We start from the raw sequence: 26,941 nt of genomic DNA on the forward strand, positions 1-26,941 counted from the left end.
GTTTGTATACAAAAGCATGCAGGCGAAGCCGGATGGCTCAGCGAAATGCGTATATCAGGTCTGTTTCGTGTGCTGAATTGTTGACGCATTCATTTATTGGTATCGCATGAACCCCATCGTAATTAATCGGCTTCAACGGAAGCTGGGCTACACTTTTAATCATCAGGAGCTGTTGCAGCAGGCATTAACTCACCGGAGCGCCAGCAGCAAACATAACGAGCGTTTAGAATTTTTAGGCGACTCTATTTTGAGCTTTGTTATCGCTAATGCGCTGTATCACCGTTTCCCGCGTGTGGATGAAGGCGATATGAGCCGCATGCGCGCGACGCTGGTTCGCGGCAATACGCTGGCTGAATTAGCCCGTGAGTTTGACCTCGGTGAATGTTTACGTTTGGGGCCAGGTGAGCTGAAAAGCGGCGGCTTCCGTCGTGAATCAATCCTGGCGGATACCGTTGAAGCTTTGATCGGCGGCGTCTTCCTCGACAGCGATATTCAAACCGTTGAGCAATTGATCCTGAACTGGTATCAAACTCGTCTGGATGAAATTAGCCCAGGCGACAAACAAAAAGATCCGAAAACGCGCCTGCAGGAATATTTGCAGGGCCGCCACCTGCCTCTGCCGTCTTATTTGGTTGTACAGGTCCGTGGTGAAGCACACGATCAAGAATTTACTATCCACTGCCAGGTCAGCGGCCTGAGTGAACCGGTGGTTGGCACAGGTTCGAGCCGTCGTAAGGCTGAGCAGGCTGCCGCCGAACAGGCGTTGAAAAAACTGGAGCTGGAATGAGCGAAGAGAAAACTTACTGCGGATTTATTGCTATCGTCGGTCGCCCGAACGTCGGCAAATCCACCCTGTTGAATAATCTGCTTGGGCAGAAGATTTCTATTACCTCACGTAAGGCTCAGACAACACGTCACCGTATTGTTGGCATCCATACCGAAGGCGCGTATCAGGCGATTTATGTTGATACCCCGGGTCTGCATATGGAAGAAAAACGGGCTATTAACCGCCTGATGAACAAAGCGGCGAGCAGCTCGATCGGTGATGTTGAACTGGTTATTTTCGTTGTCGAAGGCACCCGCTGGACGCCGGACGACGAAATGGTGCTCAACAAGCTGCGTGATGGCAAAGCCCCGGTTATTCTGGCCGTCAACAAAGTCGACAACGTTCAGGAAAAAGCCGATCTGCTGCCGCACCTGCAGTTCCTGGCAAGCCAGATGAACTTCCTTGATATCGTACCGATTTCTGCCGAAACCGGCTTGAATGTCGATACCGTTGCGGGCATCGTGCGTAAGCATTTGCCTGAAGCTATTCATCACTTCCCGGAAGATTACATCACCGACCGTTCTCAGCGCTTTATGGCCTCTGAAATCATCCGTGAAAAGCTGATGCGTTTTCTGGGTGCTGAACTGCCGTACTCCGTTACCGTGGAGATTGAGCGTTTTATCTCTAACGAGCGCGGTGGCTACGATATCAACGGTCTGATCCTCGTTGAACGTGAAGGGCAGAAGAAGATGGTTATTGGCAACAAAGGGGCCAAGATTAAAACCATCGGCATCGAAGCGCGTAAAGACATGCAGGAGATGTTCGAAGCGCCCGTTCACCTCGAACTGTGGGTGAAAGTGAAATCCGGCTGGGCCGATGACGAACGCGCGCTGCGTAGCCTCGGTTACGGCGACGACGTCTAAACACATCCTCTGAAACACGGCGAGTATATGGAAGGATGGCAACGCGCTTTTGTCCTGCATAGTCGCCCCTGGAGCGAAACCAGTCTCGTGCTGGACGTCTTCACGGAAGAGTCGGGTCGCGTGCGCCTTGTGGCTAAAGGCGCACGTTCCAAACGCTCCAATCTTAAAGGCGCACTCCAGCCTTTTACCCCGTTGTTGCTTCGCTTTGGTGGACGTGGCGAGGTCAAAACCTTGCGCAGCGCCGAAGCCGTTTCTCTGGCACTCCCCCTTAGCGGAATCACGCTGTACAGCGGCTTGTATATTAACGAGCTTATATCGCGCGTACTCGAATACGAAACCCGTTTTTCTGCACTCTTTTTCGATTACCTGAACTGCATTCAGGCGCTGGCTGGCGCGACGGGTTCGCCAGAACCTGCGTTGCGTCGCTTTGAGCTAGCCTTACTTGGTCATCTGGGGTATGGCGTCGATTTTGCCCACTGTGCGGGCAGCGGCGAGCCGGTAGACGACACCATGACCTATCGCTACAGGGAAGAAAAAGGGTTTATCGCAAGCGTAGTGATTGATAACGCCACCTTTACCGGACGCCATCTGAAAGCACTCGAATCGCGGGAATTTCCGGATGCTGATACGCTTCGCGTCGCGAAACGCTTTACCCGCATGGCGTTAAAGCCGTATCTTGGTGGTAAGCCCTTAAAGAGCCGCGAATTATTCCGGCAGTTTATGCCGAAGCGAAAATAAAAAACGAGGATTGTCATGGCCGAATTACTGTTAGGCGTCAACATTGACCACATTGCCACTTTACGTAATGCACGCGGTACCGCATATCCGGACCCGGTTCAGGCAGCGTTTATCGTTGAACAGGCGGGCGCGGACGGTATTACCGTACACCTGCGTGAAGACCGTCGTCATATCACCGACCGTGACGTACGTATTTTGCGCCAGACGCTGGATACGCGCATGAATCTGGAAATGGCAGTCACCGAAGAGATGCTGTCGATTGCCGTTGAGACTAAGCCGCATTTTTGCTGCCTGGTGCCGGAAAAACGTCAGGAAGTTACCACTGAAGGTGGGCTGGACGTCGCCGGTCAGCGTGACAAGATGCGCGATGCCTGCAAACGGCTGGCGGACGCAGGCATTCTGGTTTCGCTGTTTATCGATGCCGATGAAGAACAGATTAAGGCCGCTGCGGAAGTTGGCGCACCGTTTATTGAGATTCACACCGGCTGTTACGCCGATGCGAAAACCGACGCAGAACAGGCCAGCGAACTGGCGCGTATCGCCAAAGCGGCAACCTATGCTGCAAGTCTTGGCCTGAAGGTGAATGCGGGTCACGGTCTGACGTATCACAACGTTAAAGCTATCGCGCGGATCCCGGAAATGCACGAGCTGAACATTGGCCATGCCATTATTGGACGTGCGGTGATGAGCGGCCTGAAAGAGGCCGTAGTCGAAATGAAGCGCCTGATGCTGGAAGCGCGTGGCTAATGGCGATTCTGGGATTAGGTACGGATATCGTGGAGATTGCCCGCATCGAAGCGGTGATCTCCCGTTCCGGCGACCGCCTGGCAAGACGTGTGCTCAGCGACAACGAATGGGCAATCTGGGAAACGCATCAGCAGCCGGTGCGTTTTCTGGCGAAGCGTTTTGCAGTCAAAGAGGCGGCAGCAAAAGCCTTTGGCACGGGTATTCGCAATGGGCTGGCATTTAATCAGTTTGAAGTCTTTAACGACGAACTTGGTAAGCCGCGTTTGCGATTATGGGGAGAGGCGTTAAAACTGGCGGAAAAACTCGGCGTTGCGCACATGCATGTGACGCTGGCCGATGAGCGTCACTACGCCTGCGCCACGGTGATTATCGAAAGTTAGATTCAGGACGATGCCGGATGGCGACGCGTAGCGTCTTATCCGGCCTACGGGTTATGCGTTTGTTGCAGGGGCAGGGTAGGGGTTTCATCGCCAGATGGCGACGCGGCTAAAGTTTATCGGCGTGGTGCATCAGCACAAACTTATCCCACAGCTGCTCTTCTGTTTCGACATGCGCCGGATCTTTCAAAATAGTATTGGGGATCGGGCACACCTTCTGGCAGGTTGGCGTGTCGTAATGGCCTACGCATTCCGTACACTTGTCGCTGTTAATCTCGTAAATGCTATCACCCATCGAAATCGCCTCATTCGGGCATTCGGGCTCGCACATATCGCAATTGATACACTTTTTAGTGATTAACAGGGCCATCAGGAAACTCTCAAAACATCACAAATCGGGCGGGCATTATACGCGCATTCTTTGCTCAGACCAGTTTTTTTACCAGTGCCTCACTGTGGCGAATACGTTCCGGGGCATGCTCCAGATCCTGCTGTACCAGCGCCATAAACAGTAAATCAGTGAGCATCATTTGCGCATGGGTGGAGGAAATCGCTGCGCTGCGCGTGGCCTGCTCTTCGGCAATGGTGTACAGACAATGACTTGCCCGTTGCTGCAGGGCGTTCGGTGTAAATCCGGTGATGGCGAGGATTTTCGCGCCGGTGCGCAACGTTTCATCCGCAGCCAGGTTGAGTTCGCGACGCTCTCCGGTATACGAAATGGCCAGCAGTAGATCGTTAGGCGAAAGCGCCTGCACCGTCGCCAGTAGGGCGTGCATATCGCGTTCCACCACCGCGTTAAAACCAATCTTCAGCAGCTTCCAGGCAAAATTTTGTGCCACCAGACCCGATGCGCCAATCCCGGTCACGATAATGCGGCGGGCTGAACGCAGCATCGTGACGCTCTCCATCAGTTTCTCTTCGCTGTTGACGTCCAGCGTTGCATGCATCGCCGCCACGTTCTCTTTAATCAGTTTCTCGCCTACCATTCGCATCGGGTCGTCACCGCGAATCTGATTATGTACCGGAATGGAATGGGGATTAGGATTGCTGGCCAATGCTTCGCTAATCGCCAGTTTGAGTGCCGGGAATCCTTTAAAGCCCATCTTTTGCGCGAATTTCACCACGCTGGACTGGCTGACGCCCGCTTCAAAGGCCAGCTGTTGTGAACTGAGATGACGCGCAGTATCCGGCTGAGCAAGAAGATAATCCGCAAGTTTTTTATCGCTTTGCGCGAGATCCGGATAACGCTGACGAATGCGAATTAAACAGTTCATGCTTTCTCCTGGCGAAAATGTGATGGCGATTACAAAACAAAATATCACTCGCCTTAGTGAATATAATATTCCATTATGACAGATTATTATGAATTAAAAATTCCTAAGGAACAAAAAATGAATCTCGGTGCGTTAGTTTCAGAAACCCGTAATCCTCAGACCATGGATCTGGATGCGCTCTCCACTCTGGAGTTGGTTCATCGTTTTAATCAACAGGATACGCTGGTAGCTGAAGCAGTAAAAGCAACTCTTCCTGAAGTTGCACGCGCGGTTGATGCGGCAGCTGACGCGCTAAAAGCCGGTGGACGCATTATTTACATGGGAGCAGGTACCAGCGGGCGTCTTGGGGTGCTGGACGCGTCTGAATGCCCACCGACCTTCGGCGTCCCACACGGTCTGGTGGTTGGGCTGATTGCCGGGGGACCGGGCGCTTTGCTGAAGGCAGTAGAAGGCGCAGAAGATAACCCGCAGCTAGGCGAAGACGATCTGCGCGCGCTCAATCTTACCGCACAGGATCTGGTGGTGGGGCTGGCAGCTTCTGGTCGTACGCCGTATGTAATTGGCGGGTTGAAATATGCGCGTTCGGTGGGCTGTACAACGGCGGCTATTTCTTGCAATCCGGATTCCCCTATCGCGCATGAAGCGGATATTGCCATTTCTCCGGTAGTGGGGCCTGAGGCGCTGACCGGGTCAACACGACTGAAATCCGGCACCGCGCAAAAGCTGGTGCTCAATATGATCTCCACCGGCGCGATGGTGAAATTTGGCAAGGTGTACCAGAACCTGATGGTGGATATGCAGGCAACCAACGTCAAACTGGTCGATCGGGCGTGCCGTATGGTAGTTGAAGCCACCGGTATTGCGCGGGCTCAAGCTGAAACGCTGCTGAAGCAGACGGATTATGATGTTAAGCCAGCTATTTTAATGGCGCTCACCGGTCTGGATGCCGCTGCCGCCCGCGAAAAGCTTGCCGCTCACCAGGGTTTTTTACGCGCGGCGTTAGAACACTAAGAGGTGTATATGGATAAGACGGCGTTGCTGGCCAGCGACATCCTGCTGGGCGTTGGCGGAGAGAACAATATTCTGCGTCTGGAAAACTGTATGACCCGTGTCAGGGTGGAAGTTCAGGATGACGGGCAGATCGATATTCCCCGCCTCAGGCAACTGCCCGGCGTTAGCGGCTACGTGAAGCAGGGCGCACAGCACCAGATTATTGTCGGCCCCGGTAAAGCTGCCAAAGTGGTGGATGCCATGCGTTCCCTGATTGCCGATGGCGGCGAGCGAGCAGGTGCCAATGATATTGAGCGCACCAAGTCAGAGGCCAAAGCGAAGTACAAAGCGCCGATGAGCGATGCGCTGCGCAAGCTGGCGAACGTCTTTATCCCTCTTATTCCGGCGTTTATCGCCTCCGGTTTGATTACCGGGATTATTAACATCCTTAAGCGCCCGGATATCGTGGGGGATTTTGCGACCCACTATCCAAATATGCTGGGGTTGATGGGCATATTTGGCAGCGCCGTGTTTGCCATTATGAATATTCTGGTCGGGGTGAATACCGCCAAAGTTTTCGGTGGCTCCCTGGCAATGGGCGGGGTGATGGCGGGGATCCTTTCCAGCCCTCAGCTGGCGCAAATTACCCTGTTTGGCGAAGCGTTGCAGCCGGGGCGCGGTGGGGTTATTGCGGTATTGCTGGTGGTTGCGCTGATGTGCTGGATCGAACGTAAATTCCGCACGCTGTTGCCGGAATCACTGGAGCTTATCCTTAACCCGCTGCTAACCACCATCATTACCGGCGTAATCGCGATTGTGGCGCTGCAACCGCTTGGCGGATGGATTTCTGAATCTATCGCTCACGGCGCATCCTGGGCTATCGATCGCGGCGGTTTTCTGGTCGGTGCCGTGCTGGCAGGTACCTTTCTGCCGTTGGTGCTCACCGGACTTCATCAGGGATTGGTGCCCATCCACGTTGAGCTGGTTCAGGCACACGGTTATAACGCGCTTTTTCCGATCCTGGCGATGGCGGGCGTTGGGCAAATAGGTGCTGCGATCGCGGTTCTGATGAAAACTCGTAATGCGCGGCTAAAGAAAGTGATCAAAGGGGCGCTACCGGTCGGACTGCTGGGGATTGGCGAGCCGCTGATTTTTGGCGTAACGCTGCCGTTGGGTAAGCCGTTTATCGGTGCCTGTCTTGGCGGCGCGGTAGGTGGGGCGCTGATTAGCTACTGGAAGGTGGCGACGGTCATCACCTTTGGCATCTCCGGGTTACCGCTGGCACTGACGATTGTTGCCGGAAAAGTGATGTTCTATCTGTTAGGCTATCTGGTAGCAGTTATCGCCGGGTTCCTGTTTACCTGGCTATTGGGATTCACTGATCCAGAGGAATAAGGTTTGACCAATCACCAGCGCCGCGTTGTCTTTTTTGATTTGGATGGCACGTTACACCAGCAGGATATGTTCGGTAGTTTTATTCGTTATCTGCTGCGTCGCCAGCCGCTGAATGCGTTGCTTGTGCTGCCTCTATTACCGGTGATTGCGCTGGCGTTGCTGATAAAAGGACGTGCCGCCCGCTGGCCAATGAGCCTGCTGTTATGGGGATGCACTTTTGGCCGCAGTGAGGCGCGTCTGAAAGCGCATCAGGCCGACTTTGTGCGCTGGTTTCGCAGTAACGTGACGGCGTTTCCGCTCGTGCAGCAGCGGCTGACAACCTACCTGTTAAGCTCTGACGCTGATATCTGGCTTATTACCGGCTCTCCGCAGTCACTGGTCGAGCAGGTTTACTTTGATACTCCATGGCTACCGCGAGTCAATCTGATCGCCAGCAAAATGGCGCGGGGATACGGCGGTTGGGTACTGACTTTGCGCTGTCTGGGCCATGAGAAAGTGACACAACTGGAACGCCACATTGGCGCGCCGCTACAGCTTTACAGTGGCTATAGTGACAGTAATCAGGACAATCCGCTGCTCTCTTTTTGCCAGCATCGCTGGCGCGTCACGCCGCGCGGAGAGCTTCAGCAACTCGAATAGCTAACGCACATGCAATTTGAAGTATGACGTGTATAATGCGCCCGCTTTGATTACTGGAGTTACCCCTTTGTCAGATGTTGAATTTAGCCACGAATACTGGATGCGTCATGCTTTAACGCTGGCTAAGCGCGCCTGGGATGAGCGTGAAGTCCCGGTGGGTGCGGTATTGGTACATAACAACCGAGTGATTGGCGAAGGCTGGAACCGCCCGATTGGACATCATGATCCGACTGCCCACGCTGAGATTATGGCGTTGCGTCAGGGCGGCCTGGTGCTGCAAAACTACCGCCTGTTAGATGCCACCCTGTACGTCACTCTGGAACCGTGCGTGATGTGCGCGGGCGCGATGGTGCACAGCCGTATCGGTCGGGTCGTTTTTGGCGCGCGCGATGCGAAAACGGGCGCTGCCGGGTCATTAATGGATGTACTGCATCACCCTGGAATGAATCATCGGGTTGAAGTGACAGAGGGGGTACTGCGGGATGAATGTGCCACGTTGCTCAGTGATTTCTTCCGCATGCGCCGGCAGGAAATCAAAGCCCTGAAAAAATCTGCTAATCAGTAACTCTCAGCCTGATGGCAGTGCGCTTATCAGGCGTACAAGACTACTTCTCCTCTTTTTTATGCGGTGAAAACAGCAGGGAAGGGGAGTGCGTCAGGTAGTTTGACGACGTTTGAGACAGAAACGCCGAAAGCGGGAATTTCTCTTTACCTAATAGTTCTGCGGGCGCCACCGTCGGGTAATCCTGCGCCAGTTGCTGCGTTTCTATCGCCTGTTTTTCTTTCTCTTGCAGATATCCCACCAGGCTAATCTGATACTTACGGATATTTTCCACATAGGCGTAAGCTTCGTGGCCACGCGCATAGCCATAGGTCAGCTTGTTGTAATACGGCTTTTGGCTGAGCAGCGGTAATCGCTGTTTTACGTCAGACCAACTGTTCGGATTGCCTTTGGTTTTCACCGTCAGCGCCCGCGCATCCAGCATGTGTGCATAACCCATGTTATAGGCTGCAAGGGCAAACCAGATGCGTTCTCCTTCGGGGACGGTATCCGGTACTTTACTCATCATATCCTGCAAGTATCGCGCGCCGCCGCTGATACTCTGTTCGGCATCGGTACGGTCGGTCAGCCCGAGACTCTGGGCAGTATTTTTGGTCAACATCATCAGCCCACGTACGCCGGTTGGAGAGGTGGCCTGCGCGTCCCAGTGTGATTCCTGATACGAGATAGCGGCCAGCAGTCGCCAGTCTATCTCTTGCGCATATTTCTCAAACAGCGGCTTGAGGTCCGGCAACACGCTGTCTACGGCGCGTAAAAAGGAGCGGGTATCAACATAGTCAAAATCATCGCCATGCCCGAGATATTTCTCTTCCAGCCGTGCCAGAGAACCGTCTTCATTCATGGTGTTGAAGAAATCCAGTAGGGCGGCAGACAGCGTGTTGTCATCGTCCAGCCGACTAAACCATGTCACCGGTTGTTCGTCAGAGACGTCGAGCGCTACGGCCAGCTCAGGATGCACGCGTTGATATAAGCTGATGGCAACAGAATCGGCAATGGTGTAATCCAGCTTTCCGGCGATTACATCATCAAGCAGTTCGGTGGTGCCCTTTTTGTCATCGACTTTCCAGCTCAGATCGGGAAATTTTTTCTCTTTTAGCTGCTGGAGGTCATTAACCACCACGTGCCCCGGGGCGATAGTCAGTTGGTTTTCGTTCACCGTGGCAAGCGTGCGCGGACGGTATTGCCCAACCCGGTACACCAGCTGTTGTGAAACCGAATAATAGGTCGGGCCGGGCTGGTAATTTTTAACCCGCTCGCTGTTATAGACCAGGCCTGCGGCTAGCAGGTCGGCATTGCCGTTATCCAGGTCGTCAAAAAGCTGGCTGATGTTCTGGCGTACGGTAACTTTTAACTTCACGCCTAAGTAGTCGGCAAATTCCTGGGCCAGTTCATAATCCAGACCGAATTTTTTGCCGTTGAGGGTCGCGTAAGTTAATGGCGAATCAATGGTACTGACGCGCAGCTCTCCCCGCGACTGAATGGCGGCGATACGATTTTCGGCTTTACCGAACCAGGGGATAGATGGCCAAAGGGCCGCTGCCAACAACAGCGTCAATATGCCGATGAACAGATAATTAATCTTTAATTTTTTCAATTAGTTAATTCTCTGAACCGTACGTTGTCTCTGTCTGCTGTGGTGTTGATTAAGAAGTGAAGTCGTCATTAATGAACGGCATTTTGCTTAAACTTGCGTCAGTTGGCAACTTATTCAGAAATCTGACCGCATTTGATGATAAGTGACGGTCGTGATTTTATTTCGACGCAAACGGTTTCGTCGGCGCGGTAGATTCTTTATAATGACGCCCGTTTCCCCCACTTGGGCACACCGAAAGCTTAGAAGACGAGAGACTTATGATGGAAATTCTGCGTGGTTCACCTGCACTGTCTGCATTCCGTATTAACAAACTGCTGGCACGTTTTCAGGCTGCCAACCTCCAGGTCCACAACATTTACGCCGAGTACGTCCATTTCGCCGATCTGAATGCACCGTTAAATGAAGATGAGCACGCGCAGCTTGCACGCTTGCTGAAATATGGTCCTGCTCTGCAAAGCCACGCCCCGGAAGGCAAACTGCTGCTGGTTACGCCTCGCCCTGGCACCATCTCCCCGTGGTCTTCTAAAGCGACTGATATTGCCCACAACTGCGGTCTGCACCAGATTAGCCGCCTGGAACGTGGCATTGCCTGGTATGTAGAAGCCTCCACGCTGACCGCTGAGCAATGGCAGATGGTGGCCGACGAACTGCACGATCGCATGATGGAAACGGTTTTCTCTTCGCTGAACGATGCCGAAAAACTGTTTGCCCATCACCAACCGGCGCCGGTCTCCAGCGTTGATCTACTGGGTGAGGGGCGTCAGGCGCTGATCGACGCTAACCTGCGTCTGGGTCTGGCGCTGGCGGAAGACGAAATTGACTATCTGCAGGATGCGTTCACCAAACTGGGACGTAACCCGAACGATATTGAACTATACATGTTTGCGCAGGCCAACTCTGAGCACTGCCGCCACAAGATTTTTAACGCCGACTGGGTTATCGATGGTAAACAGCAGCCGAAGTCGCTGTTCAAGATGATCAAGAATACCTTCGAAACCACGCCGGACCACGTGCTGTCTGCCTATAAAGACAACGCTGCGGTAATGGAAGGCTCTGAAGTGGGCCGCTATTTTGCCGATCACAAAACTGGCCGCTACGATTTCCATCAGGAACCAGCCCACATTCTGATGAAGGTTGAAACTCACAACCACCCGACGGCCATCTCTCCGTGGCCAGGTGCTGCAACCGGCTCCGGCGGCGAAATCCGCGACGAGGGCGCAACAGGTCGCGGTGCAAAACCCAAAGCCGGGCTGGTGGGTTTCTCCGTTTCCAACCTGCGTATTCCTGGCTTTGAACAGCCGTGGGAAGAAGACTTCGGTAAGCCGGACCGTATTGTTACCGCGCTTGATATCATGACCGAAGGCCCGTTGGGCGGTGCGGCGTTTAACAACGAATTTGGTCGTCCGGCGCTGACCGGCTACTTCCGTACCTATGAAGAAAAGGTCAACAGCCATAACGGCGAAGAGCTGCGCGGTTACCATAAACCGATCATGCTGGCAGGCGGGATCGGTAACATCCGTGCCGATCACGTGCAGAAGGGCGAGATCGTCGTTGGCGCTAAGCTTATCGTCCTCGGCGGCCCGGCAATGAACATCGGTCTTGGCGGCGGGGCTGCTTCCTCTATGGCTTCCGGCCAGTCTGATGCCGATCTGGATTTTGCTTCCGTACAGCGTGACAACCCGGAAATGGAACGTCGTTGCCAGGAAGTTATCGACCGTTGCTGGCAGATGGGTGATGCGAACCCGATTCTGTTTATCCATGACGTTGGCGCGGGTGGACTGTCTAACGCTATGCCGGAGCTGGTAAGCGATGGTGGTCGCGGCGGTAAGTTCCAGCTGCGCGATATCCTCAGCGATGAGCCGGGTATGAGCCCGCTGGAAATCTGGTGTAACGAATCCCAGGAACGCTACGTGCTGGCGGTTGCTGCCGATCAATTGCCGCTGTTTGACGAACTGTGTAAGCGCGAGCGCGCGCCGTATGCGGTGATTGGTGAAGCTACCGAAGAACAGCATCTGACCTTGAGCGACAGCCACTTCGACAACCAGCCGATCGACATGCCGCTTGATGTGCTGCTGGGTAAAACACCGAAAATGACCCGCGATGTGCAGGCGCTGAAAGCCAAAGGCGATGCCCTGAATCGTGGTGAAATCTCGATTGCAGATGCGGTTAACCGCGTGCTGCATCTGCCGACTGTCGCGGAGAAAACGTTCCTCGTGACCATCGGTGACCGTACCGTTACCGGCATGGTTGCGCGTGACCAGATGGTTGGTCCATGGCAGATCCCGGTCGCTAACTGCGCGGTCACTACCGCCAGCCTCGATAGCTACTACGGCGAAGCGATGTCTATCGGCGAACGCGCGCCGGTTGCACTACTGGACTTCTCTGCCTCTGCGCGTCTGGCGGTCGGTGAAGCGTTGACAAACATTGCGGCAACGCAGATTGGTGACATCAAACGTATTAAGCTGTCGGCAAACTGGATGGCGGCTGCGGGTCACCCTGGTGAAGATGCTGGCCTGTACGAAGCAGTAAAAGCCGTCGGGGAAGAGCTATGCCCGGCGCTCGGCCTGACCATTCCAGTGGGCAAAGACTCTATGTCGATGAAAACCCGCTGGCAGGAAGGTAACGAGCAGCGTGAAATGACCTCGCCGCTGTCGCTGGTGATCACCGCCTTTGCCCGCGTGGAAGATGTGCGCCACACCATTACCCCGCAGCTGTCTACTGAAGACAACGCCCTGCTGCTAATTGACCTCGGTCTTGGTCACAATGCGCTGGGCGCTACGTCGCTGGCGCAGGTTTACCGTCAACTGGGCGATAAGCCTGCCGACGTGCGTAACGTTGAGCAACTGAAAGGCTTCTACGATGCGATTCAGGCGCTGGTCGCTGCGCGTAAGCTGCTGGCCTACCATGACCGTTCTGACGGCGGTCTGCTGGTTACGCTGGCGGAAATGGCCTTCGCCGGTCACTGCGGTATTGACGCTGATATCCACTCTCTGGGTGAAGATCGTCTGGCGGCGCTGTTTAACGAAGAACTGGGTGCGGTGATTCAGGTTCGTGCTGCTGAGCGTGAGGCGGTGGAAGCGATTCTGGCTACCCACGGCCTGGCAGACTGCGTACACTTCCTCGGTAAAGCCGTTGAAGGTGACCGCTTCACCCTGACCGCTAACGGCCAGCCGGTGTTTAGCGAAAGCCGTACTACCCTGCGTATGTGGTGGGCGGAAACTACCTGGCAGATGCAGCGCCTGCGTGACAACCCGGAATGCGCCGATCAGGAACACGACGCTAAAACCAACGATGCGGACCCTGGTCTCAACGTTAAACTGTCGTTTGATATCAACGAAGATGTTGCCGCTCCGTACATCGCCACCGGTGCACGTCCCAAAGTGGCCGTACTGCGCGAGCAGGGTGTGAACTCCCACGTTGAAATGGCAGCAGCCTTCCACCGTGCGGGTTTCGACGCCATCGATGTGCACATGAGCGACCTGCTGGGCGGACGTATCGGCCTGGGTAACTTCCAGGCACTGGTGGCCTGCGGCGGCTTCTCTTATGGCGATGTGCTCGGCGCTGGTGAAGGTTGGGCGAAGTCGATTCTGTTCAACAACCGCGTCCGTGATGAGTTCGAAACCTTTTTCCATCGCCCGCAGACGCTGGCACTCGGCGTGTGTAACGGTTGTCAGATGATGTCTAACCTGCGTGAGCTGATCCCAGGAAGCGACCTGTGGCCGCGCTTTGTGCGTAACCATTCCGACCGCTTTGAAGCCCGCTTCAGTCTGGTCGAAGTGACGCAAAGCCCATCCTTACTGCTTGCTGATATGGTGGGTTCGATGATGCCGATTGCCGTTTCTCACGGTGAAGGTCGTGTGGAAGTGCGTGACGGTGCGCATCTGGCTCAGCTTGAGAGCAAAGGTCTGGTGGCGCTGCGCTACGTTGATAACTTCGGTAAGGTGACCGAGACCTATCCGGCTAACCCGAACGGTTCGCCGAACGGTATTACTGCAGTGACCACTGAAAATGGTCGCGTCACCATTATGATGCCGCACCCGGAACGTGTGTTCCGTACCGTGAGCAACTCCTGGCACCCGGAAAACTGGGGCGAGGATAGCCCGTGGATGCGTATTTTCCGCAACGCGCGTAAACAGCTCGGTTAATTCGCTCAATAGTCATCAAGCCCCTCTTCGCGAGGGGCTTTTTTTGTCTGCCGGATGAAACCCGCCTGATGACGCTACGCTTATCAGGCCTACAGGGAAAATGCGGTTGTAGGCCGGATAAGGCGTTCACACCGCCATCCGGCAATAAACTCAGCGCTTGCACCTAAAAGTAAAGTGTCGGGAAATGCCGACATGAGCAGGGTTGCGGTGTCGTCAAAAAGAGACGTTTAATTATTTGATTTAATAGTGATTTGTTTTTAAGTGCTGCAAGTGTTGCTGATTGGCGACAGGGAGAACAAAAAACAACCAGAATTGTTATTTGTGAAAATAATAATATTTTTCATACTTATCATTGTGTTAATAAAGTGTTTTGAATATTGGCACAGATGCTGCATAATATTAATCAGTGGCTCATTCACCTTCTTATGTCAGCCCCTTCGGGACGTGCTACATAAACTTCGAATGACGCACAACAAGGTGCCTGCCGTCCAACATCTGATATTAGCATTGCTCATATCAACCTCCGGGCGAAACGTCGAGTTAGGCACCGCCTTATTCCACAACAAAGCCGGGTTAATCCCGGCTTTGTTGTATCTGGCGTTCCCCTCAGTTAGCATCAATCTATTCCTGTCCATTGAGAGTAACGCCTTGAAGCGCTGGTCAGTTTTTCCCCGATCTTTACGTCAATTGGTGACGTTGGCCTTCTTGCTTATCCTGCTGCCGTTGTTAGTTCTGGCCTGGCAGGCATGGCAAAGTCTGAATGCCCTGAGCGCGCAGGCTGCGCTGACAAACCGCACCACGCTGATTGATGCCAGACGCAGCGAGGCGATGACCAACGTCGCGCTGGAGATGGAGCGCAGCTATCGGCAATACTGCGTGCTTGATGACCCAACATTGGCCAGGGTCTACCAAAGCCAGCGTAAACGCTACAGCGACATGCTGGATGCGCATGCGGGGGTGTTGCCGGATACCAAGCTCTACCAGGCGTTGCGTCAGGATCTTAACGATCTCGCGCAGTTGCAGTGTAAAAACAGTGGTCCTGACAGTGTGTCGGCTGCACGGCTGGAAGCGTTCGCCAATGCCAATACCGAGATGGTGCAAGCGACGCGTACCGTGGTCTTTTCTCGTGGGCAGCAGTTACAGCAGGAAATAGCCGAACGCGGGCAGTTTTTTGGCTGGCAGGCACTGGTGCTGTTTCTCGTCAGCCTGGCGATGGTCTTGCTGTTTACCCGCATGATTATCGGTCCGGTGAAGGGCATTGAACGGATGATCAACTGTCTGGGAGAAGGGCGCTCGCTGGGGGATAGCGTATTATTTACCGGGCCACGGGAATTAAGATCCGTGGGGCAGCGTATCATCTGGTTAAGCGAACGCCTCTCCTGGCTTGAGTCGCAACGGCATCAGTTTTTACGCCATCTTTCCCATGAGCTGAAAACGCCGCTGGCGAGCATGCGCGAAGGTACCGAATTGTTGGCCGATCAGGTGGTTGGCCCGTTAACACCGGAGCAAAAAGAGGTGGTCGGTATTCTGGATGACAGCAGCCGTAACCTGCAAAAGCTGATTGAACAACTCCTCGATTACAACCGCAAGCTGGCTGATGACGAGGTAGAACTTGAAAGTGTGGAAATCGCGCCGCTGGTGGAAAGCGTTGTTTCTGCGCATAGCCTGCCCGCTCGCGCCAAAATGATACATACTGATGTTGCGCTTGCGGTGAACACCTGCCTGGCAGAACCGATGCTGTTGATGAGCGTGCTGGACAATCTTTATTCCAATGCGGTGCACTATGGTGCTGAATCCGGTAACATTTGGATCCGCAGCAGTTTGCATGGCTCAACGGTATACATCGATGTAATGAATACCGGCACACCGATTCCAGAAGCAGAACAGACCATGATCTTCGAGCCTTTTTTCCAGGGGAGTCATCAGCGAAAAGGGGCGGTAAAAGGAAGCGGGTTGGGGCTAAGCATTGCCAGAGATTGCATCCGCCGTATGCGGGGCAAGCTGTATCTGGTTGATGACCATGCGCAAAACGTTTGTTTTCGCATAGAACTGCCGCTAGCTGCTGCGAAAAATCACTAAAATAAACCTAAGTCTGGTGAGTATGCCATACGTTGTTGTCCGAATGCTTAAACGACATTTTCTTCGTCGCGTCATCCTCGCAAGCCTGCCGTGCCTGGCGCTGGTTGGTTGTGTCCCGAACGCGGTGAATCATATTATCGGCGATCCCTCGCAGGAGAAAATTCCGCCTAATCAACTGGCGGACTACCTTGCAACCGACTGTGCGGATATCTGGTCGCTGTCTGGCCAGCCTACAGAAACCAATCCGTTGTACTGGCTGCGGGCGATGGATTGTGCCAATCGCCTGATGCCGGTGCAGGCGCGTAGTGAAGCCAGCACCCTGATGACAGATACCTGGCAGGGCGCTTTCAGGCGTGGGATCCTGCTCGAGAACGCCAACATTACGCCGCCTGAAAGGCGGGAGGTTGTTACGCGCCTCGATGCGTTAAGCCCGCAAATTCCGCCGCAGGTACGCCCGCTGTATCAGGTCTGGCGCAGCAGCCAAACATTGCAGTTGCAGCTTGCCGAAGAGCGTATGCGCTACAGTAAACTCCAGCAGGCGTCCGACAGCGATCTCGATACGCTGCGTCAACAGCAGCAGCATTTGCAGTCCCAGCTCGATCTCACGACCCGCAAGCTGGAGAATCTGACCGATATTGAGCGCCAGCTTTCCACGCGCAAACCTGGCGGTAACTACAATCCTGATGCGCTGCACGGGAACGATAAACTCACTACGCCTGATAACGAAGAAGGCGCAGCGCCGTCTGCCGATGAGGTTACGCCATGATAAGCCGTAAGCCCGCGCATCTGCTGCTGGTGGATGACGATCCGGGCCTGTTGAAATTACTTGGAATGCGACTGACCAGCGAAGGCTACAGCGTCGTGACCGCGGAAAGTGGGCAGGAAGGGTTACGGGTGCTGAACCGTGAAAAAGTGGATCTGGTTATTAGCGATCTGCGCATGGATGAAATGGATGGTATGCAGCTGTTTACTGAAATCCAGAAAGTACAGCCTGGGATGCCGGTGATTATCCTGACCGCTCACGGCTCCATCCCTGACGCCGTTGCGGCGACCCAGCAAGGGGTGTTCAGCTTCCTCACTAAACCAGTCGACAAGGACGCGTTATATCACGCGATTGACGGGGCACTGGAACAGTCTGCGCCCGCCACCGATGACAGCTGGCGCGAATCTATCGTTACCCGCAGCCCGCTGATGCTACGCCTGCTGGAACAGGCGCGGATGGTGGCGCAATCGGACGTTAGCGTCTTGATTAACGGCCAAAGCGGAACCGGGAAAGAAGTTTTCGCTCAGGCTATTCACAACGCCAGCCCACGCAGCCAAAAACCTTTCATTGCCATTAACTGCGGCGCGTTGCCGGAACAACTGCTGGAATCAGAACTGTTTGGTCATGCGCGCGGTGCTTTTACCGGTGCGGTGAGCAATCGTGAAGGGCTGTTTCAGGCCGCAGAAGGCGGCACGCTGTTTCTCGATGAGATTGGCGATATGCCTGCGCCGTTACAGGTGAAACTGCTGCGCGTATTGCAGGAACGAAAAGTCAGACCGTTGGGCAGTAACCGCGATATCGACATTGATGTGCGGATCGTTTCTGCGACCCACCGCGATTTACCCAAAGCGATGGCACGGGGCGAATTTCGCGAGGATTTGTACTATCGCCTCAATGTGGTGAGCCTGAAGATCCCTGCGCTGGCCGAGCGTACGGAAGATATTCCGCTGCTGGCGAACCATCTGCTGCGCCAGTCTGCTGAACGGCACAAACCGTTCGTACGCGCCTTTTCAACCGATGCCATGAAGCGGTTAATGACCGCCAGTTGGCCGGGCAACGTGCGTCAGCTGGTCAACGTAATTGAGCAGTGCGTGGCGTTGACCTCTTCGCCGGTGATCAGCGACGCGCTGGTGGAGCAGGCGCTGGAAGGGGAAAACACCGCGCTGCCGACCTTTGTTGAGGCGCGTAACCAGTTTGAGCTCAACTATCTGCGTAAGCTGCTGCAAATCACCAAGGGCAATGTGACCCACGCGGCAAGAATGGCGGGGCGCAACCGCACCGAATTCTATAAATTGCTTTCTCGGCACGAGCTGGATGCAAACGATTTCAAAGAATAAATCTGCGGATTATGTTAGCTTTATTCGATCAAAAGACAGGCGACCTTTTCAAGGAATAGCATGAAAAAGATTGATGCGATTATTAAACCCTTCAAGCTGGACGACGTCCGCGAAGCGCTGGCAGAAGTCGGCATTACCGGTATGACTGTGACAGAAGTGAAAGGTTTTGGCCGTCAGAAAGGCCATACCGAGTTGTACCGTGGCGCGGAATATATGGTGGATTTTCTGCCGAAGGTAAAAATTGAAATTGTGGTTACCGACGACATCGTCGATACCTGCGTCGACACCATTATCCGTACTGCCCAGACCGGCAAGATCGGTGACGGTAAGATTTTTGTCTTCGACGTGGCACGCGTTATTCGTATTCGTACCGGTGAAGAAGACGACGCGGCAATCTAAGCCGCGCCGTTAATTTGTAGGCCTGATAAGCGTAGCGCATCAGGCAGAGTGATTGCCGGATGGCGGCGTAAACGCCTTATCCGGCCTACTCGCGTAACACATTACAAGACTTTGTGCGGACCGAAGCATTCGTAATGAATGTTCTCGTTTTTCACGCCCAGACCGACCAGCTGCTTCGCGGCGAACTGCATGAAACCAACCGGACCGCACAGATAAAACTGCATCGCCGGATCGCTGATTGCGCTTTCCAGTTTGTTCAAATCCATCAGACCTACGCTATCAAAGGCACCTTTCGCACGATCGGCTTCGGTTGGCTCACGATACCAGGTGTGTGCGCTAAAGCGTGGCAGCGTTTTGCCGAGTTCATTAACTTCATCAGCGAAGGCATGCACGTCACCATTTTCTGCCGCATGGAACCAGTTAACCTGCGCCGTATGCTGCGCTTTTGCCAGCGTATCCAGCATCGCCAGCATTGGGGTTTGTCCCACTCCCGCGGAGATCAGAGATACCGGGGTGTCGGTCGCAACGTCCATAAAGAAATCGCCCGCAGGTGCGGCCAGGTGAACAACGTCGCCAACATTCGCATGGTTGTGCAGCCAGGTTGAAACCTGACCACCGTCTTCACGCTTAACCGCAATACGGTAGCCTTTGCCATCGGGTTTACGGGTCAGTGAGTACTGACGAATTTCCTGATGCGGGAAACCTTCCGGCTTTAACCAGACGCCCAGATATTGCCCCGGATGATATTCAGCCACTGCGCCACCGTCGACAGGTTCAAACTCAAAGCTGGTGATAAGTGCACTGCGTGGGGTTTTTGCCACGATGCGGAAAGGACGGGTACCTTCCCAGCCGCCATTTTTATTGGCATTTTCGCTGTAGATTTGCGCTTCACGGTTGATGAAAACGTTCGCCAGCACGCCGTATGCTTTGCCCCACGCATCCAGAACTTCCTGGCCTGGGCTGAACATTTCGTCCAGCGTTGCCAGTAAATGGCCACCCACGATGTTGTACTGCTCGGGTTTAATCTGGAAGCTGGTATGCTTCTGTGCGATTTTCTCAACAGCCGGCAACAGTGCCGCCAGATTTTCGATATTGCTGGCATACGCGGCAATAGCATTAAACAGCGCTTCACGCTGATCGCCATTACGCTGATTACTCATGTTGAAGATTTCTTTCAGCTCTGGGTTATGCGTAAACATGCGGTCGTAGAAATGGGCGGTCAGCTTCGGGCCTGTTTCAACCAGCAGGGGAATGGTGGCTTTCACTGTAGCGATGGTTTGTGCGTCAAGCATACGGTCTTCCTTTATCTGAGACTTTAATGATGTATGTCAAATACATCTTATAAAAAATACCCCTGCATTGTAAATGGTTCTTTGTAACTTTGCGTTGTAAAGGTTACATCGTGAAAAATCTGCATCACAAACCTGAAAAGAAATCCGTTGAAATTCAGCAGACCTTTGTTCTCCAAAGCCTTGCGTACCTTGAAGGTAATCGTTTGCGTAAAATCCTTTGTCAAGACCTGTTATCGAAGAATGATTCGGTTATACTGTTCGCCGTTGTCCTACGGACCGCCTTTTAAGGCCGAAAATTTTATTGTTAGCTGAGTCAGGAGATGCGGATGTTAAAGCGTGAAATGAACATTGCCGATTATGATGCCGAACTGTGGCAGGCTATGGAGCAGGAAAAAGTACGTCAGGAAGAGCACATCGAACTGATCGCCTCCGAAAACTACACCAGCCCGCGTGTTATGCAGGCGCAGGGTTCTCAGCTGACCAACAAATATGCTGAAGGTTATCCGGGCAAGCGCTACTACGGCGGTTGCGAGTACGTTGATATCGTTGAGCAACTGGCTATCGATCGCGCAAAAGAGCTGTTTGGCGCTGACTACGCTAACGTACAACCGCACTCCGGTTCTCAGGCTAACTTTGCTGTTTACACCGCTCTGCTGCAACCGGGCGATACCGTTCTGGGTATGAACCTGGCACAAGGCGGCCACCTGACTCACGGCTCCCCGGTTAACTTCTCCGGCAAACTGTACAACATCATCCCTTACGGTATTGATGAGTCCGGCAAAATTGACTACGAAGACATGGCGAAGCAGGCCAAAGAGCACAAACCGAAGATGATCATCGGTGGCTTCTCTGCTTACTCCGGCGTTGTTGACTGGGCAAAAATGCGCGAAATCGCCGACAGCATCGGTGCATATCTGTTCGTCGATATGGCGCACGTTGCAGGTCTGATTGCCGCAGGCGTTTATCCGAACCCGGTTCCACACGCACACGTTGTGACCACCACCACCCACAAAACCCTGGCGGGTCCACGCGGTGGCCTGATCCTGGCGAAAGGCGGTGACGAAGAGCTGTACAAAAAACTGAACTCCGCTGTGTTCCCAAGCGCGCAGGGCGGCCCGCTGATGCACGTGATCGCGGCGAAAGCTGTGGCGCTGAAAGAAGCGATGGAGCCTGAGTTCAAGGTTTACCAACAGCAGGTTGCCAAAAACGCCAAAGCGATGGTGGAAGTGTTCCTGAACCGTGGCTACAAAGTGGTTTCTGGCGGTACTGAAAACCACCTGTTCCTGCTGGATCTGGTTGATAAAAACCTGACCGGTAAAGAAGCTGACGCCGCGCTGGGCCGTGCTAACATCACCGTTAACAAAAACAGCGTACCGAACGATCCGAAGAGCCCGTTTGTGACTTCCGGTATCCGTATCGGTTCTCCGGCTGTGACTCGCCGTGGCTTTAAAGAAGCTGAAGTGAAAGAGCTGGCTGGCTGGATGTGTGACGTTCTGGACAACATCAATGACGAAGCTGTTATCGAGCGCGTCAAAGGTAAAGTGCTGGATATCTGCGCACGTTTCCCGGTTTACGCGTAAGTAATACGGATTGCCAGATGGTGGTGTAAACACCTTTTCCGGCCTACAGGTAACTCACATGTAGGCCAGATAAACGAAGTGCCATCCGGCAGTTATATTGACTTAAGCAAGATTGTTTCATTGATTAAAGTCGCCACTGGCGGCTTTTTCTTTGCCTGAATCCATTTTCTCAATAAACGTATTTCTCGGCCCTGATTCAACGTTACTGCGCCGACAATCACGCCATCCTGTAGGTTAAACCATATTGCTTTCTGCGCATCAGGATCGCCGCGTAGGAGCCAGTTCTCACCCTGCATTTCGCCGACAAACTGTAGATTATCACGGTACTGATCGGTCCAGAACCAGCCCGGCGTTGCTGCTGGCTGCGGTTGATTGAGCATCGCGGCGGCGGCAACCAGTGCCTGAAAATTGGCGTTTTCCCAGCTTTCCACGCGTACTAACGAACCGTCAGCCTGGCGTGTTATCGCTACGTCACCGGCGGCGAAAATCGCGGGATCGGAGGTGGTGCAGGCGGTATCAACGATAATGCCGTTCGCCGTCTCCAGCCCCGCTTCGCGGGCCAGCATATCGTTCGCCACGATACCGATGCCATAGATCACCGCATCAGCGGTGAGAGTTTCGCCGTTTTGTAGCGTGAGCGAGAGAGACTCTCCTGCTTCGACATGCTCTATAGCGCTGTTAAGCAATACCCGCACGCCCGCAAGTTGGTGGCGGGTTAGCAGGTAGTCGCGCACCGGAGCAGGCGCGTTGCGGCCCATGACCGTTGGCGCCAGCTCCACCACCGTCACCTGACAGCCGCGTTGAGTCGCGCTGGCCGCCAGTTCCAGACCAATGGTGCCCGCACCGACAATGACAATCGACTTGCCCGGCAATAAATTGTCGCGCAGGCGCTCGGCATCGCCCGCGTGGCGCAGGGTGAAGCAACGATCGCCCAGCTTATCCAGTTGCGTAAGGGGGCGTGCCGCAGCGCCCGTCGCAATCAGTAGCCGATCCCATGGATAACTCTGCCCATTAGCCAGCACCAACTGATGCGTTTGGCGGCCGAGCGTCTGCACAGTAACCCCCAGATGCAGCTGTACGTTGTGTTCCTGCCACCAGTCAGCGGGGAGTATCGGCTGAAGTTGCGGATTGTCGTCCAGTAGCATCGCTTTGGAGAGCGGTGGGCGTTCATAGGGCAGATGATGCTCATCGGAAAACAGGTGTAATTCGCCGTCAAAACCTTGTTGGCGCAGTGCAGCGGCAGCCATAGCCGCCGCCTGACCGCCGCCGACGATAGCGATAGTTTTTGGGTTCATAACATCTCCTCAGAGATCCAGTCCGGCGGCGACGTGACGAATACCGCGAATACCCAGACCGGCGTCGGCATTGATCATCACGCCGCTCAATGTGCGGTTGTTGCGCTTTGACGCCAGCATCACATACGGGCCGGTAAAATCCGCAGGCTCCGGGAAAAACTGTAGTGGCAAAATAGCGGCGATTTTTTCCGGCGTCAGCGACTGCATAATCGATGTATCGTTTTGTCCCAGCGCCTGCGGGCCGCGTAGATCTGTCGCCATACCGCATGGACCGACACCGTTAACACGAACCTTTGGTGCCAGCTCGTATGCCAGCTGGCGAATCAGCCCGGTAGCCGCATGTTTGCTGGCGGTATACAGCGGGCCGCCGCCGCCTGGATACCACGACGCATTGGACAGGGTAAAGATGATGCTGCCTTCGCTGGCGATAAGTGCAGGGGCACAGGCTTTCGCGCCCAGCAGATAGCCCAGCACGTTGACGTTAAACAGCTCATGAAAGCCGCTCTCCAGCGCATCCGCAGGCGTATTGACCAACGAGGCGTTGTGATCCCATATCCCCGCATTTCCGATAAAACAGTCCAGCGTACCGTAATGCGTCAGGATTTGAGCTACCGCGCGCTGATAGTCGGCGTAGCAGGTGACGTTGCCTTCGATTGCCAGCACATGTTCGCCAAAGCGCTGACGCAGGCTGGCAACTTTAGCTGGCGACAGCTCCAGTGTGGCGACCCGCGCACCTTCTTCGATGAAACGCTCGACCAGCGCCAGGCCAAGACCGGAGCCGCCGCCGGTGATAAAGACCACGTTATCGCGTAAATCGCTCATCTAGCGTCCTCTGGAATATCAACAAACACATCGCTACCGTCTACATATACCGCGTAGGTGGTGAGCGCGTCGGTGGCGGGTAGACACAACGCCTTGCCGGTTTTCAGGCAAAAACTGGCGGCATGCAGCGGGCATTCCACCGTAGCGTCGTCTTCCAGATAGCCTTCCGACATCGAGGCGTTACCGTGGCTACAGCGATCGTTAATGGCATAGAACTCGCCGCCAACGTTGAACAGCGCGATGACGGGCGAGGTATCAAGCCGGAGCGCTTCACCCTCCGGCAAATCCCCTACGGGGCAAGCATAAACACGACTCATCAGAACAGTACACTCAGGTTATGGGAGGTGATCACCGCTTGATCCAGCACGATCTCACGCTCCAGTAAGCGCCACTCATCGCCCGGCAAACGGCGCACTTTGTCTATGCGCATGCCGACGTAAAAGGTTTCATCGCGCTCTTTTTGCGCGCGATACAGCAGATAATTAAGGCGAACGGCAAAGACGTCGGGAACTCCAGTTTCACTGACCTGGCAGTTGCTGATCAGGTGCCGGGTACGCGACGGTGGCTCTTCCGCCCAGGCCATGCCGGTTTCCAGCCGCGCGATACGACGTTCGAGCTGGTCTTTGTTGTCGTTGAAAATCCAGGTGGTCGGCGGCTGCACGCCTTTGCGACGATCGCGCGTCTGGGCATTGACCGTCGTACGCATGGTGTAGCGAATGTCTTCATCCAGTTGTGCCAGCCAGTCACGAAACTTCCAGTCATCCAGCAAGCTGGCTTCATGGTAGAGAAACTGTGTAATGCGGTGGTGTAGTTCCTGAGAAACTAAGGTGCTCATTTCATCACCTCCTGCTGGTAAGCGGCGGTTTTTTCCTGCACTTCCTGCCAGCTTTCGCTGCTGAGTAAATCGGCCCAGCGCTGATACATGCCGCGCGCGGCGGTTTCCGAAAAGATGTAGTTGGTGATCCCCGGAATGCCGTCTTCACGACGTTTCTCCTGGCCCAGCCCCATTTCCAGACACAATTTGGTGTTGCGTGCGCGATGACCCTTCAGCAGTTTTTGAATTTCACACCAGTTTTCCGAGTCGTCCTGCTCCAGGAATCCGGCGGGGCCAAAGGCGCGCGTGGCGCTGTTTTCAAACGCAGCTTTCACTTCATCAGAGGCGGCTTTATCGGTAATACAGAATGCCCACACTTCAACTTGATCCGGCCCGCGCGGATGCCAGACCCTTAAGGTGGCAGTGCCGTTGAGCCAGGAAAGCGTTGGGAAAATGTTGTTGTGGCCGGCCAGACGCAGGGCGCGAACTTTACCCAGACGCTGCTCGGCTTCCACGTAGGTGTCGCGGTAATAGCTGGAGACTTCGCCGTCGACCCAGACGTTGGCATCAGGATTTTCGGTAAAGAAAAATCCGCTACCGTGCCCATCCTGACCGAACTGTAGTGCGTCTTTGGCGGTTTCCCACACCGGGCGGGCGGTTTGTCCGTCGCCCAGGCGTTTATCGCTGCCGTCGTCTTTTGCCCCCAGCACCTGCACGGCCGAGGCATGGCTGAACAGCGCGTGATACTGGTCGCTGGCAAACTGTTCGGCGGGGAATTTCCAGTTACAATCGATGGTCCACTTTTGTACGCCACCGACGATTTCGGTGCCGCCTTCACGACGATCCAGCACACCGTCGAGATACCAGGCGATGTCGCCGAGATAATCGCGCAGCGCAGGCGCGGAGGTATCCCAGTTGCCGAAAATCAGTCCCTTGTAGCTCTCTACGCCAGGAACTTCGTTCAGCCCCCAGTGCGATTTGCACAGCCCTTGAGGGTAGGCGCGCGGTTCCAGCGGGACGTCGATCAGCTCGCCGTTAATGCCGTACGACCAGCCGTGATACGGGCAGGTGAAGGCGCGGGTATTGCCGCAGTCGGCGTAGCTGACGCGCATTGCGCGGTGGCGACACTGGTTGAGAAACGCTTTGATGCTGCCGTCTTTCTGGCGAACCACCACAACTGCATCCTCGCCCATGTAGGTGTTAAAAAAATCACCGGGTTTGGGGATTTGGCTTTCGTGGGCGAGAAATAACCAGCAGCGTCCGAAGATGCGTTCCAGCTCCAGTTGGTAAATTTCAGGGTCGGTATAAATTCGTGGGGTTACGCGACCGTTTTGTGTGTCGATCAGTTGGTAGATGTCTAAATTTGAGGGTGTGGTCATATTTTTTAATCCTGAAAGCTAAGATGTATTGACCTTCTTTTTTTGTACCTTAAGGATGTTGCTGGTTAGTTATCAATCTGTGAAATAGTAAATTTCTACCAGTTGAGACATTTTTTCGATAACAAGGAGAAGGGCATGGAACTGAGGCACTTACGCTATTTCGTAGCGGTGGCGCAGGCGCTGAATTTCACCCGAGCGGCAGAGAAGCTGCATACCTCTCAGCCGTCGTTAAGCAGCCAGATCCGCGATCTGGAAACGTGCGTGGGCGTTCCGTTGCTGGTGCGGGATAAACGAAAAGTTGCGCTGACGGCGGCGGGAGAGTGCTTTTTGCAAGATGCGCTGGCGATCCTCGAACAGGCGGAAAACGCCAAAGTTCGTGCCCGTAAAACGGTGCAGGAAGATAATCATTTCGCCATCGGTTTTGTCCCTTCCGCAGAGGTAAATCTGCTGCCGAAGGTGCTGCCTTTGTTTCGTTTAAAACAGCCAGATACGCACATTGAGCTGGTGAGTCTGATCACCACCGAACAGGAAGAGAAGATCCTGAGTGGAGAGCTGGATGTGGGCTTAATGCGCCACCCGGTGTACAGCCCGGATCTCGATTATCTGGAGCTGATTCATGAGCCGTTAGTAGTGGTTTTACCGGTGAATCATCCGTTAGCTAATGAGCAAGCAATCTCCGCAGAACAACTACACGGCGTGAATTTTGTCAGCACCGATCCGGCCTACTCCGGCGCGTTAGCGATGATTGTCAAAAACTGGTTTCAGCAGCAAAAAAGCCAGCCCAACATTGTGCAGGTGGCAACCAACATTCTGGTGACCATGAACCTGGTCGGCATGGGGCTGGGGGTGACTTTGATACCCGGTTATATGAATAATTTTAATACCGGACAGGTGGTTTTCCGCCCTATTGTTGGCGATGTTCCGACCATTGCGCTGTTGATGGCGTGGAAAAAAGGGCCAATCAAACCGGCGTTGACCGATTTTATCGCCACGGTACATGAACGTTTAGCGGTGAGCCTGACGGAGTAATG

General features: G+C 54.2%; 25 protein-coding genes. 16 read left to right on the forward strand and 9 right to left on the reverse strand.

Going from position 1 to position 26,941, the window contains the following annotated elements:
• The first annotated feature begins 106 nt into the window (after window positions 1-106).
• The 5 genes from rnc to acpS are packed head-to-tail and all read left to right on the forward strand — an operon-like array spanning window position 107 to window position 3,554.
• Window positions 107-787, forward strand: coding sequence for a ribonuclease III (gene rnc, locus SK38_RS00110; protein ID WP_003037579.1), 681 nt, complete (start codon window positions 107-109; stop codon window positions 785-787).
• A complete protein-coding gene (gene era, locus SK38_RS00115; protein WP_003037581.1) occupies window positions 784-1,689 on the forward strand; it encodes a GTPase Era in 906 nt (301 codons plus the stop codon). The genes rnc and era overlap by 4 nt, the downstream gene beginning before the upstream one ends.
• Window positions 1,690-1,716: 27 nt before the next feature.
• Window positions 1,717-2,427, forward strand: a complete 711-nt coding sequence (gene recO / locus SK38_RS00120; RefSeq protein ID WP_048234697.1) for a DNA repair protein RecO — start codon at window positions 1,717-1,719, stop codon at window positions 2,425-2,427.
• Between the two features lie 15 nt (window positions 2,428-2,442).
• Window positions 2,443-3,174, forward strand: coding sequence for a pyridoxine 5'-phosphate synthase (gene pdxJ, locus SK38_RS00125; RefSeq protein WP_008785494.1), 732 nt, complete (start codon window positions 2,443-2,445; stop codon window positions 3,172-3,174).
• Complete coding sequence (acpS, locus tag SK38_RS00130; protein ID WP_003037588.1) at window positions 3,174-3,554, forward strand: holo-ACP synthase; 381 nt, start codon at window positions 3,174-3,176, stop codon at window positions 3,552-3,554. The genes pdxJ and acpS overlap by 1 nt, the downstream gene beginning before the upstream one ends.
• 106 nt (window positions 3,555-3,660) lie before the next feature.
• Here acpS and SK38_RS00135 read toward each other — a convergent pair whose 3' ends face one another.
• Together SK38_RS00135 and SK38_RS00140 are read right to left on the reverse strand one after the other, a co-directional pair.
• Window positions 3,661-3,921: a YfhL family 4Fe-4S dicluster ferredoxin gene (locus SK38_RS00135; protein ID WP_003037590.1), complete on the reverse strand. Its 261-nt coding sequence runs from the start codon at window positions 3,919-3,921 to the stop codon at window positions 3,661-3,663.
• 55 nt (window positions 3,922-3,976) lie between these two features.
• Window positions 3,977-4,825: a MurR/RpiR family transcriptional regulator gene (locus tag SK38_RS00140; RefSeq protein WP_032944256.1), complete on the reverse strand. Its 849-nt coding sequence runs from the start codon at window positions 4,823-4,825 to the stop codon at window positions 3,977-3,979.
• 117 nt (window positions 4,826-4,942) lie between these two features.
• Between SK38_RS00140 and murQ the strand changes: the two genes are divergently transcribed.
• The 4 genes from murQ to tadA are packed head-to-tail and all read left to right on the forward strand — an operon-like array spanning window position 4,943 to window position 8,414.
• Window positions 4,943-5,836 (forward strand): N-acetylmuramic acid 6-phosphate etherase, encoded by an 894-nt coding sequence (gene murQ, locus SK38_RS00145; RefSeq protein ID WP_048234699.1) that lies wholly within the window; start codon window positions 4,943-4,945, stop codon window positions 5,834-5,836.
• 9 nt (window positions 5,837-5,845) lie between these two features.
• A complete protein-coding gene (locus tag SK38_RS00150; RefSeq protein ID WP_008785492.1) occupies window positions 5,846-7,210 on the forward strand; it encodes a PTS transporter subunit EIIC in 1,365 nt (454 codons plus the stop codon).
• Between the two features lie 3 nt (window positions 7,211-7,213).
• Entirely contained in the window at window positions 7,214-7,849 is a 636-nt protein-coding gene (gene yfhb, locus SK38_RS00155) for a phosphatidylglycerophosphatase C (RefSeq protein WP_048234700.1), read from the forward strand.
• 28 nt (window positions 7,850-7,877) lie between these two features.
• Window positions 7,878-8,414, forward strand: coding sequence for a tRNA adenosine(34) deaminase TadA (tadA, locus tag SK38_RS00160; protein WP_071845284.1), 537 nt, complete (start codon window positions 7,878-7,880; stop codon window positions 8,412-8,414).
• Window positions 8,415-8,454: 40 nt separating this feature from the next.
• Here tadA and mltF read toward each other — a convergent pair whose 3' ends face one another.
• Window positions 8,455-10,005, reverse strand: a complete 1,551-nt coding sequence (mltF, locus tag SK38_RS00165) for a membrane-bound lytic murein transglycosylase MltF (protein ID WP_048234702.1) — start codon at window positions 10,003-10,005, stop codon at window positions 8,455-8,457.
• A gap of 257 nt (window positions 10,006-10,262) precedes the next feature.
• Between mltF and purL the strand changes: the two genes are divergently transcribed.
• From purL to glnB, 5 genes are all read left to right on the forward strand, one after another.
• Window positions 10,263-14,150, forward strand: a complete 3,888-nt coding sequence (purL, locus tag SK38_RS00170) for a phosphoribosylformylglycinamidine synthase (protein WP_048234704.1) — start codon at window positions 10,263-10,265, stop codon at window positions 14,148-14,150.
• A 648-nt stretch (window positions 14,151-14,798) separates the two neighbouring features.
• The gene (gene qseE, locus SK38_RS00175; protein WP_103286014.1) at window positions 14,799-16,229 is read left to right on the forward strand and encodes a two component system sensor histidine kinase QseE/GlrK; all 1,431 of its coding nucleotides are present in this window, start codon (window positions 14,799-14,801) and stop codon (window positions 16,227-16,229) included.
• A 22-nt stretch (window positions 16,230-16,251) separates the two neighbouring features.
• Complete coding sequence (qseG, locus tag SK38_RS00180) at window positions 16,252-16,995, forward strand: two-component system QseEF-associated lipoprotein QseG (protein ID WP_048234706.1); 744 nt, start codon at window positions 16,252-16,254, stop codon at window positions 16,993-16,995.
• Window positions 16,995-18,329, forward strand: a complete 1,335-nt coding sequence (gene glrR, locus SK38_RS00185) for a two-component system response regulator GlrR (RefSeq protein ID WP_304502732.1) — start codon at window positions 16,995-16,997, stop codon at window positions 18,327-18,329. The genes qseG and glrR overlap by 1 nt, the downstream gene beginning before the upstream one ends.
• A 60-nt stretch (window positions 18,330-18,389) precedes the next feature.
• Window positions 18,390-18,728, forward strand: coding sequence for a nitrogen regulatory protein P-II (gene glnB / locus SK38_RS00190; RefSeq protein WP_002914032.1), 339 nt, complete (start codon window positions 18,390-18,392; stop codon window positions 18,726-18,728).
• Window positions 18,729-18,829: 101 nt separating this feature from the next.
• Here glnB and hmpA read toward each other — a convergent pair whose 3' ends face one another.
• Window positions 18,830-20,020 (reverse strand): NO-inducible flavohemoprotein, encoded by a 1,191-nt coding sequence (gene hmpA, locus SK38_RS00195; protein WP_008785485.1) that lies wholly within the window; start codon window positions 20,018-20,020, stop codon window positions 18,830-18,832.
• A 326-nt stretch (window positions 20,021-20,346) separates the two neighbouring features.
• On the opposite strand from hmpA, the gene glyA reads away from it, so the two are divergent.
• The gene (gene glyA, locus SK38_RS00205) at window positions 20,347-21,600 is read left to right on the forward strand and encodes a serine hydroxymethyltransferase (RefSeq protein ID WP_003835277.1); all 1,254 of its coding nucleotides are present in this window, start codon (window positions 20,347-20,349) and stop codon (window positions 21,598-21,600) included.
• 92 nt (window positions 21,601-21,692) lie between these two features.
• Here the strand turns inward: glyA and hcaD are convergent, their stop codons facing one another.
• Genes hcaD through hcaE form a run of 5 tightly spaced genes read right to left on the reverse strand, consistent with a single transcriptional unit; the run spans window position 21,693 to window position 25,910 of the window.
• Entirely contained in the window at window positions 21,693-22,895 is a 1,203-nt protein-coding gene (gene hcaD / locus SK38_RS00210; RefSeq protein ID WP_048234710.1) for a phenylpropionate dioxygenase ferredoxin reductase subunit, read from the reverse strand.
• 9 nt (window positions 22,896-22,904) lie between these two features.
• Window positions 22,905-23,717 (reverse strand): 3-phenylpropionate-dihydrodiol/cinnamic acid-dihydrodiol dehydrogenase, encoded by an 813-nt coding sequence (gene hcaB, locus SK38_RS00215; RefSeq protein ID WP_032944246.1) that lies wholly within the window; start codon window positions 23,715-23,717, stop codon window positions 22,905-22,907.
• Entirely contained in the window at window positions 23,714-24,034 is a 321-nt protein-coding gene (hcaC, locus tag SK38_RS00220; protein WP_032944244.1) for a 3-phenylpropionate/cinnamic acid dioxygenase ferredoxin subunit, read from the reverse strand. Before hcaC ends, hcaB begins: the two co-directional genes overlap by 4 nt.
• The gene (gene hcaF, locus SK38_RS00225) at window positions 24,034-24,552 is read right to left on the reverse strand and encodes a 3-phenylpropionate/cinnamic acid dioxygenase subunit beta (protein ID WP_032944241.1); all 519 of its coding nucleotides are present in this window, start codon (window positions 24,550-24,552) and stop codon (window positions 24,034-24,036) included. Before hcaF ends, hcaC begins: the two co-directional genes overlap by 1 nt.
• Window positions 24,549-25,910 carry a 3-phenylpropionate/cinnamic acid dioxygenase subunit alpha gene (hcaE, locus tag SK38_RS00230; protein WP_008785478.1) on the reverse strand — a complete coding sequence of 454 codons (1,362 nt, stop codon included), beginning with the start codon at window positions 25,908-25,910 and terminating at the stop codon, window positions 24,549-24,551. Before hcaE ends, hcaF begins: the two co-directional genes overlap by 4 nt.
• Window positions 25,911-26,045: 135 nt before the next feature.
• Here hcaE and hcaR point away from each other — a divergent pair, with 135 nt between their 5' ends.
• Window positions 26,046-26,939, forward strand: a complete 894-nt coding sequence (hcaR, locus tag SK38_RS00235; protein WP_048234713.1) for a DNA-binding transcriptional regulator HcaR — start codon at window positions 26,046-26,048, stop codon at window positions 26,937-26,939.
• Window positions 26,940-26,941 lie beyond the last annotated feature (2 nt).

The sequence above is a fragment of the Citrobacter sp. MGH110 genome (assembly GCF_001037515.1).
Taxonomy (GTDB): Bacteria; Pseudomonadota; Gammaproteobacteria; order Enterobacterales; family Enterobacteriaceae; genus Citrobacter; species Citrobacter portucalensis.

Bases quoted from the DNA above. Each gene is read 5' to 3' on its own strand.
- rnc (WP_003037579.1), top strand. From the start codon at position 107: ATGAACCCCATCGTAATTAATCGGCTTCAACGGAAGCTGGGCTACACT.
- era (WP_003037581.1), top strand. From the start codon at position 784: ATGAGCGAAGAGAAAACTTACTGCGGATTTATTGCTATCGTCGGTCGC.
- recO (WP_048234697.1), top strand. From the start codon at position 1,717: ATGGAAGGATGGCAACGCGCTTTTGTCCTGCATAGTCGCCCCTGGAGC.
- pdxJ (WP_008785494.1), top strand. From the start codon at position 2,443: ATGGCCGAATTACTGTTAGGCGTCAACATTGACCACATTGCCACTTTA.
- acpS (WP_003037588.1), top strand. From the start codon at position 3,174: ATGGCGATTCTGGGATTAGGTACGGATATCGTGGAGATTGCCCGCATC.
- SK38_RS00135 (WP_003037590.1), bottom strand. From the start codon at position 3,921: ATGGCCCTGTTAATCACTAAAAAGTGTATCAATTGCGATATGTGCGAG.
- SK38_RS00140 (WP_032944256.1), bottom strand. From the start codon at position 4,825: ATGAACTGTTTAATTCGCATTCGTCAGCGTTATCCGGATCTCGCGCAA.
- murQ (WP_048234699.1), top strand. From the start codon at position 4,943: ATGAATCTCGGTGCGTTAGTTTCAGAAACCCGTAATCCTCAGACCATG.
- SK38_RS00150 (WP_008785492.1), top strand. From the start codon at position 5,846: ATGGATAAGACGGCGTTGCTGGCCAGCGACATCCTGCTGGGCGTTGGC.
- purL (WP_048234704.1), top strand. From the start codon at position 10,263: ATGATGGAAATTCTGCGTGGTTCACCTGCACTGTCTGCATTCCGTATT.
- qseG (WP_048234706.1), top strand. From the start codon at position 16,252: ATGCCATACGTTGTTGTCCGAATGCTTAAACGACATTTTCTTCGTCGC.
- glnB (WP_002914032.1), top strand. From the start codon at position 18,390: ATGAAAAAGATTGATGCGATTATTAAACCCTTCAAGCTGGACGACGTC.
- hmpA (WP_008785485.1), bottom strand. From the start codon at position 20,020: ATGCTTGACGCACAAACCATCGCTACAGTGAAAGCCACCATTCCCCTG.
- glyA (WP_003835277.1), top strand. From the start codon at position 20,347: ATGTTAAAGCGTGAAATGAACATTGCCGATTATGATGCCGAACTGTGG.
- hcaD (WP_048234710.1), bottom strand. From the start codon at position 22,895: ATGAACCCAAAAACTATCGCTATCGTCGGCGGCGGTCAGGCGGCGGCT.
- hcaB (WP_032944246.1), bottom strand. From the start codon at position 23,717: ATGAGCGATTTACGCGATAACGTGGTCTTTATCACCGGCGGCGGCTCC.
- hcaC (WP_032944244.1), bottom strand. From the start codon at position 24,034: ATGAGTCGTGTTTATGCTTGCCCCGTAGGGGATTTGCCGGAGGGTGAA.
- hcaF (WP_032944241.1), bottom strand. From the start codon at position 24,552: ATGAGCACCTTAGTTTCTCAGGAACTACACCACCGCATTACACAGTTT.
- hcaE (WP_008785478.1), bottom strand. From the start codon at position 25,910: ATGACCACACCCTCAAATTTAGACATCTACCAACTGATCGACACACAA.
- hcaR (WP_048234713.1), top strand. From the start codon at position 26,046: ATGGAACTGAGGCACTTACGCTATTTCGTAGCGGTGGCGCAGGCGCTG.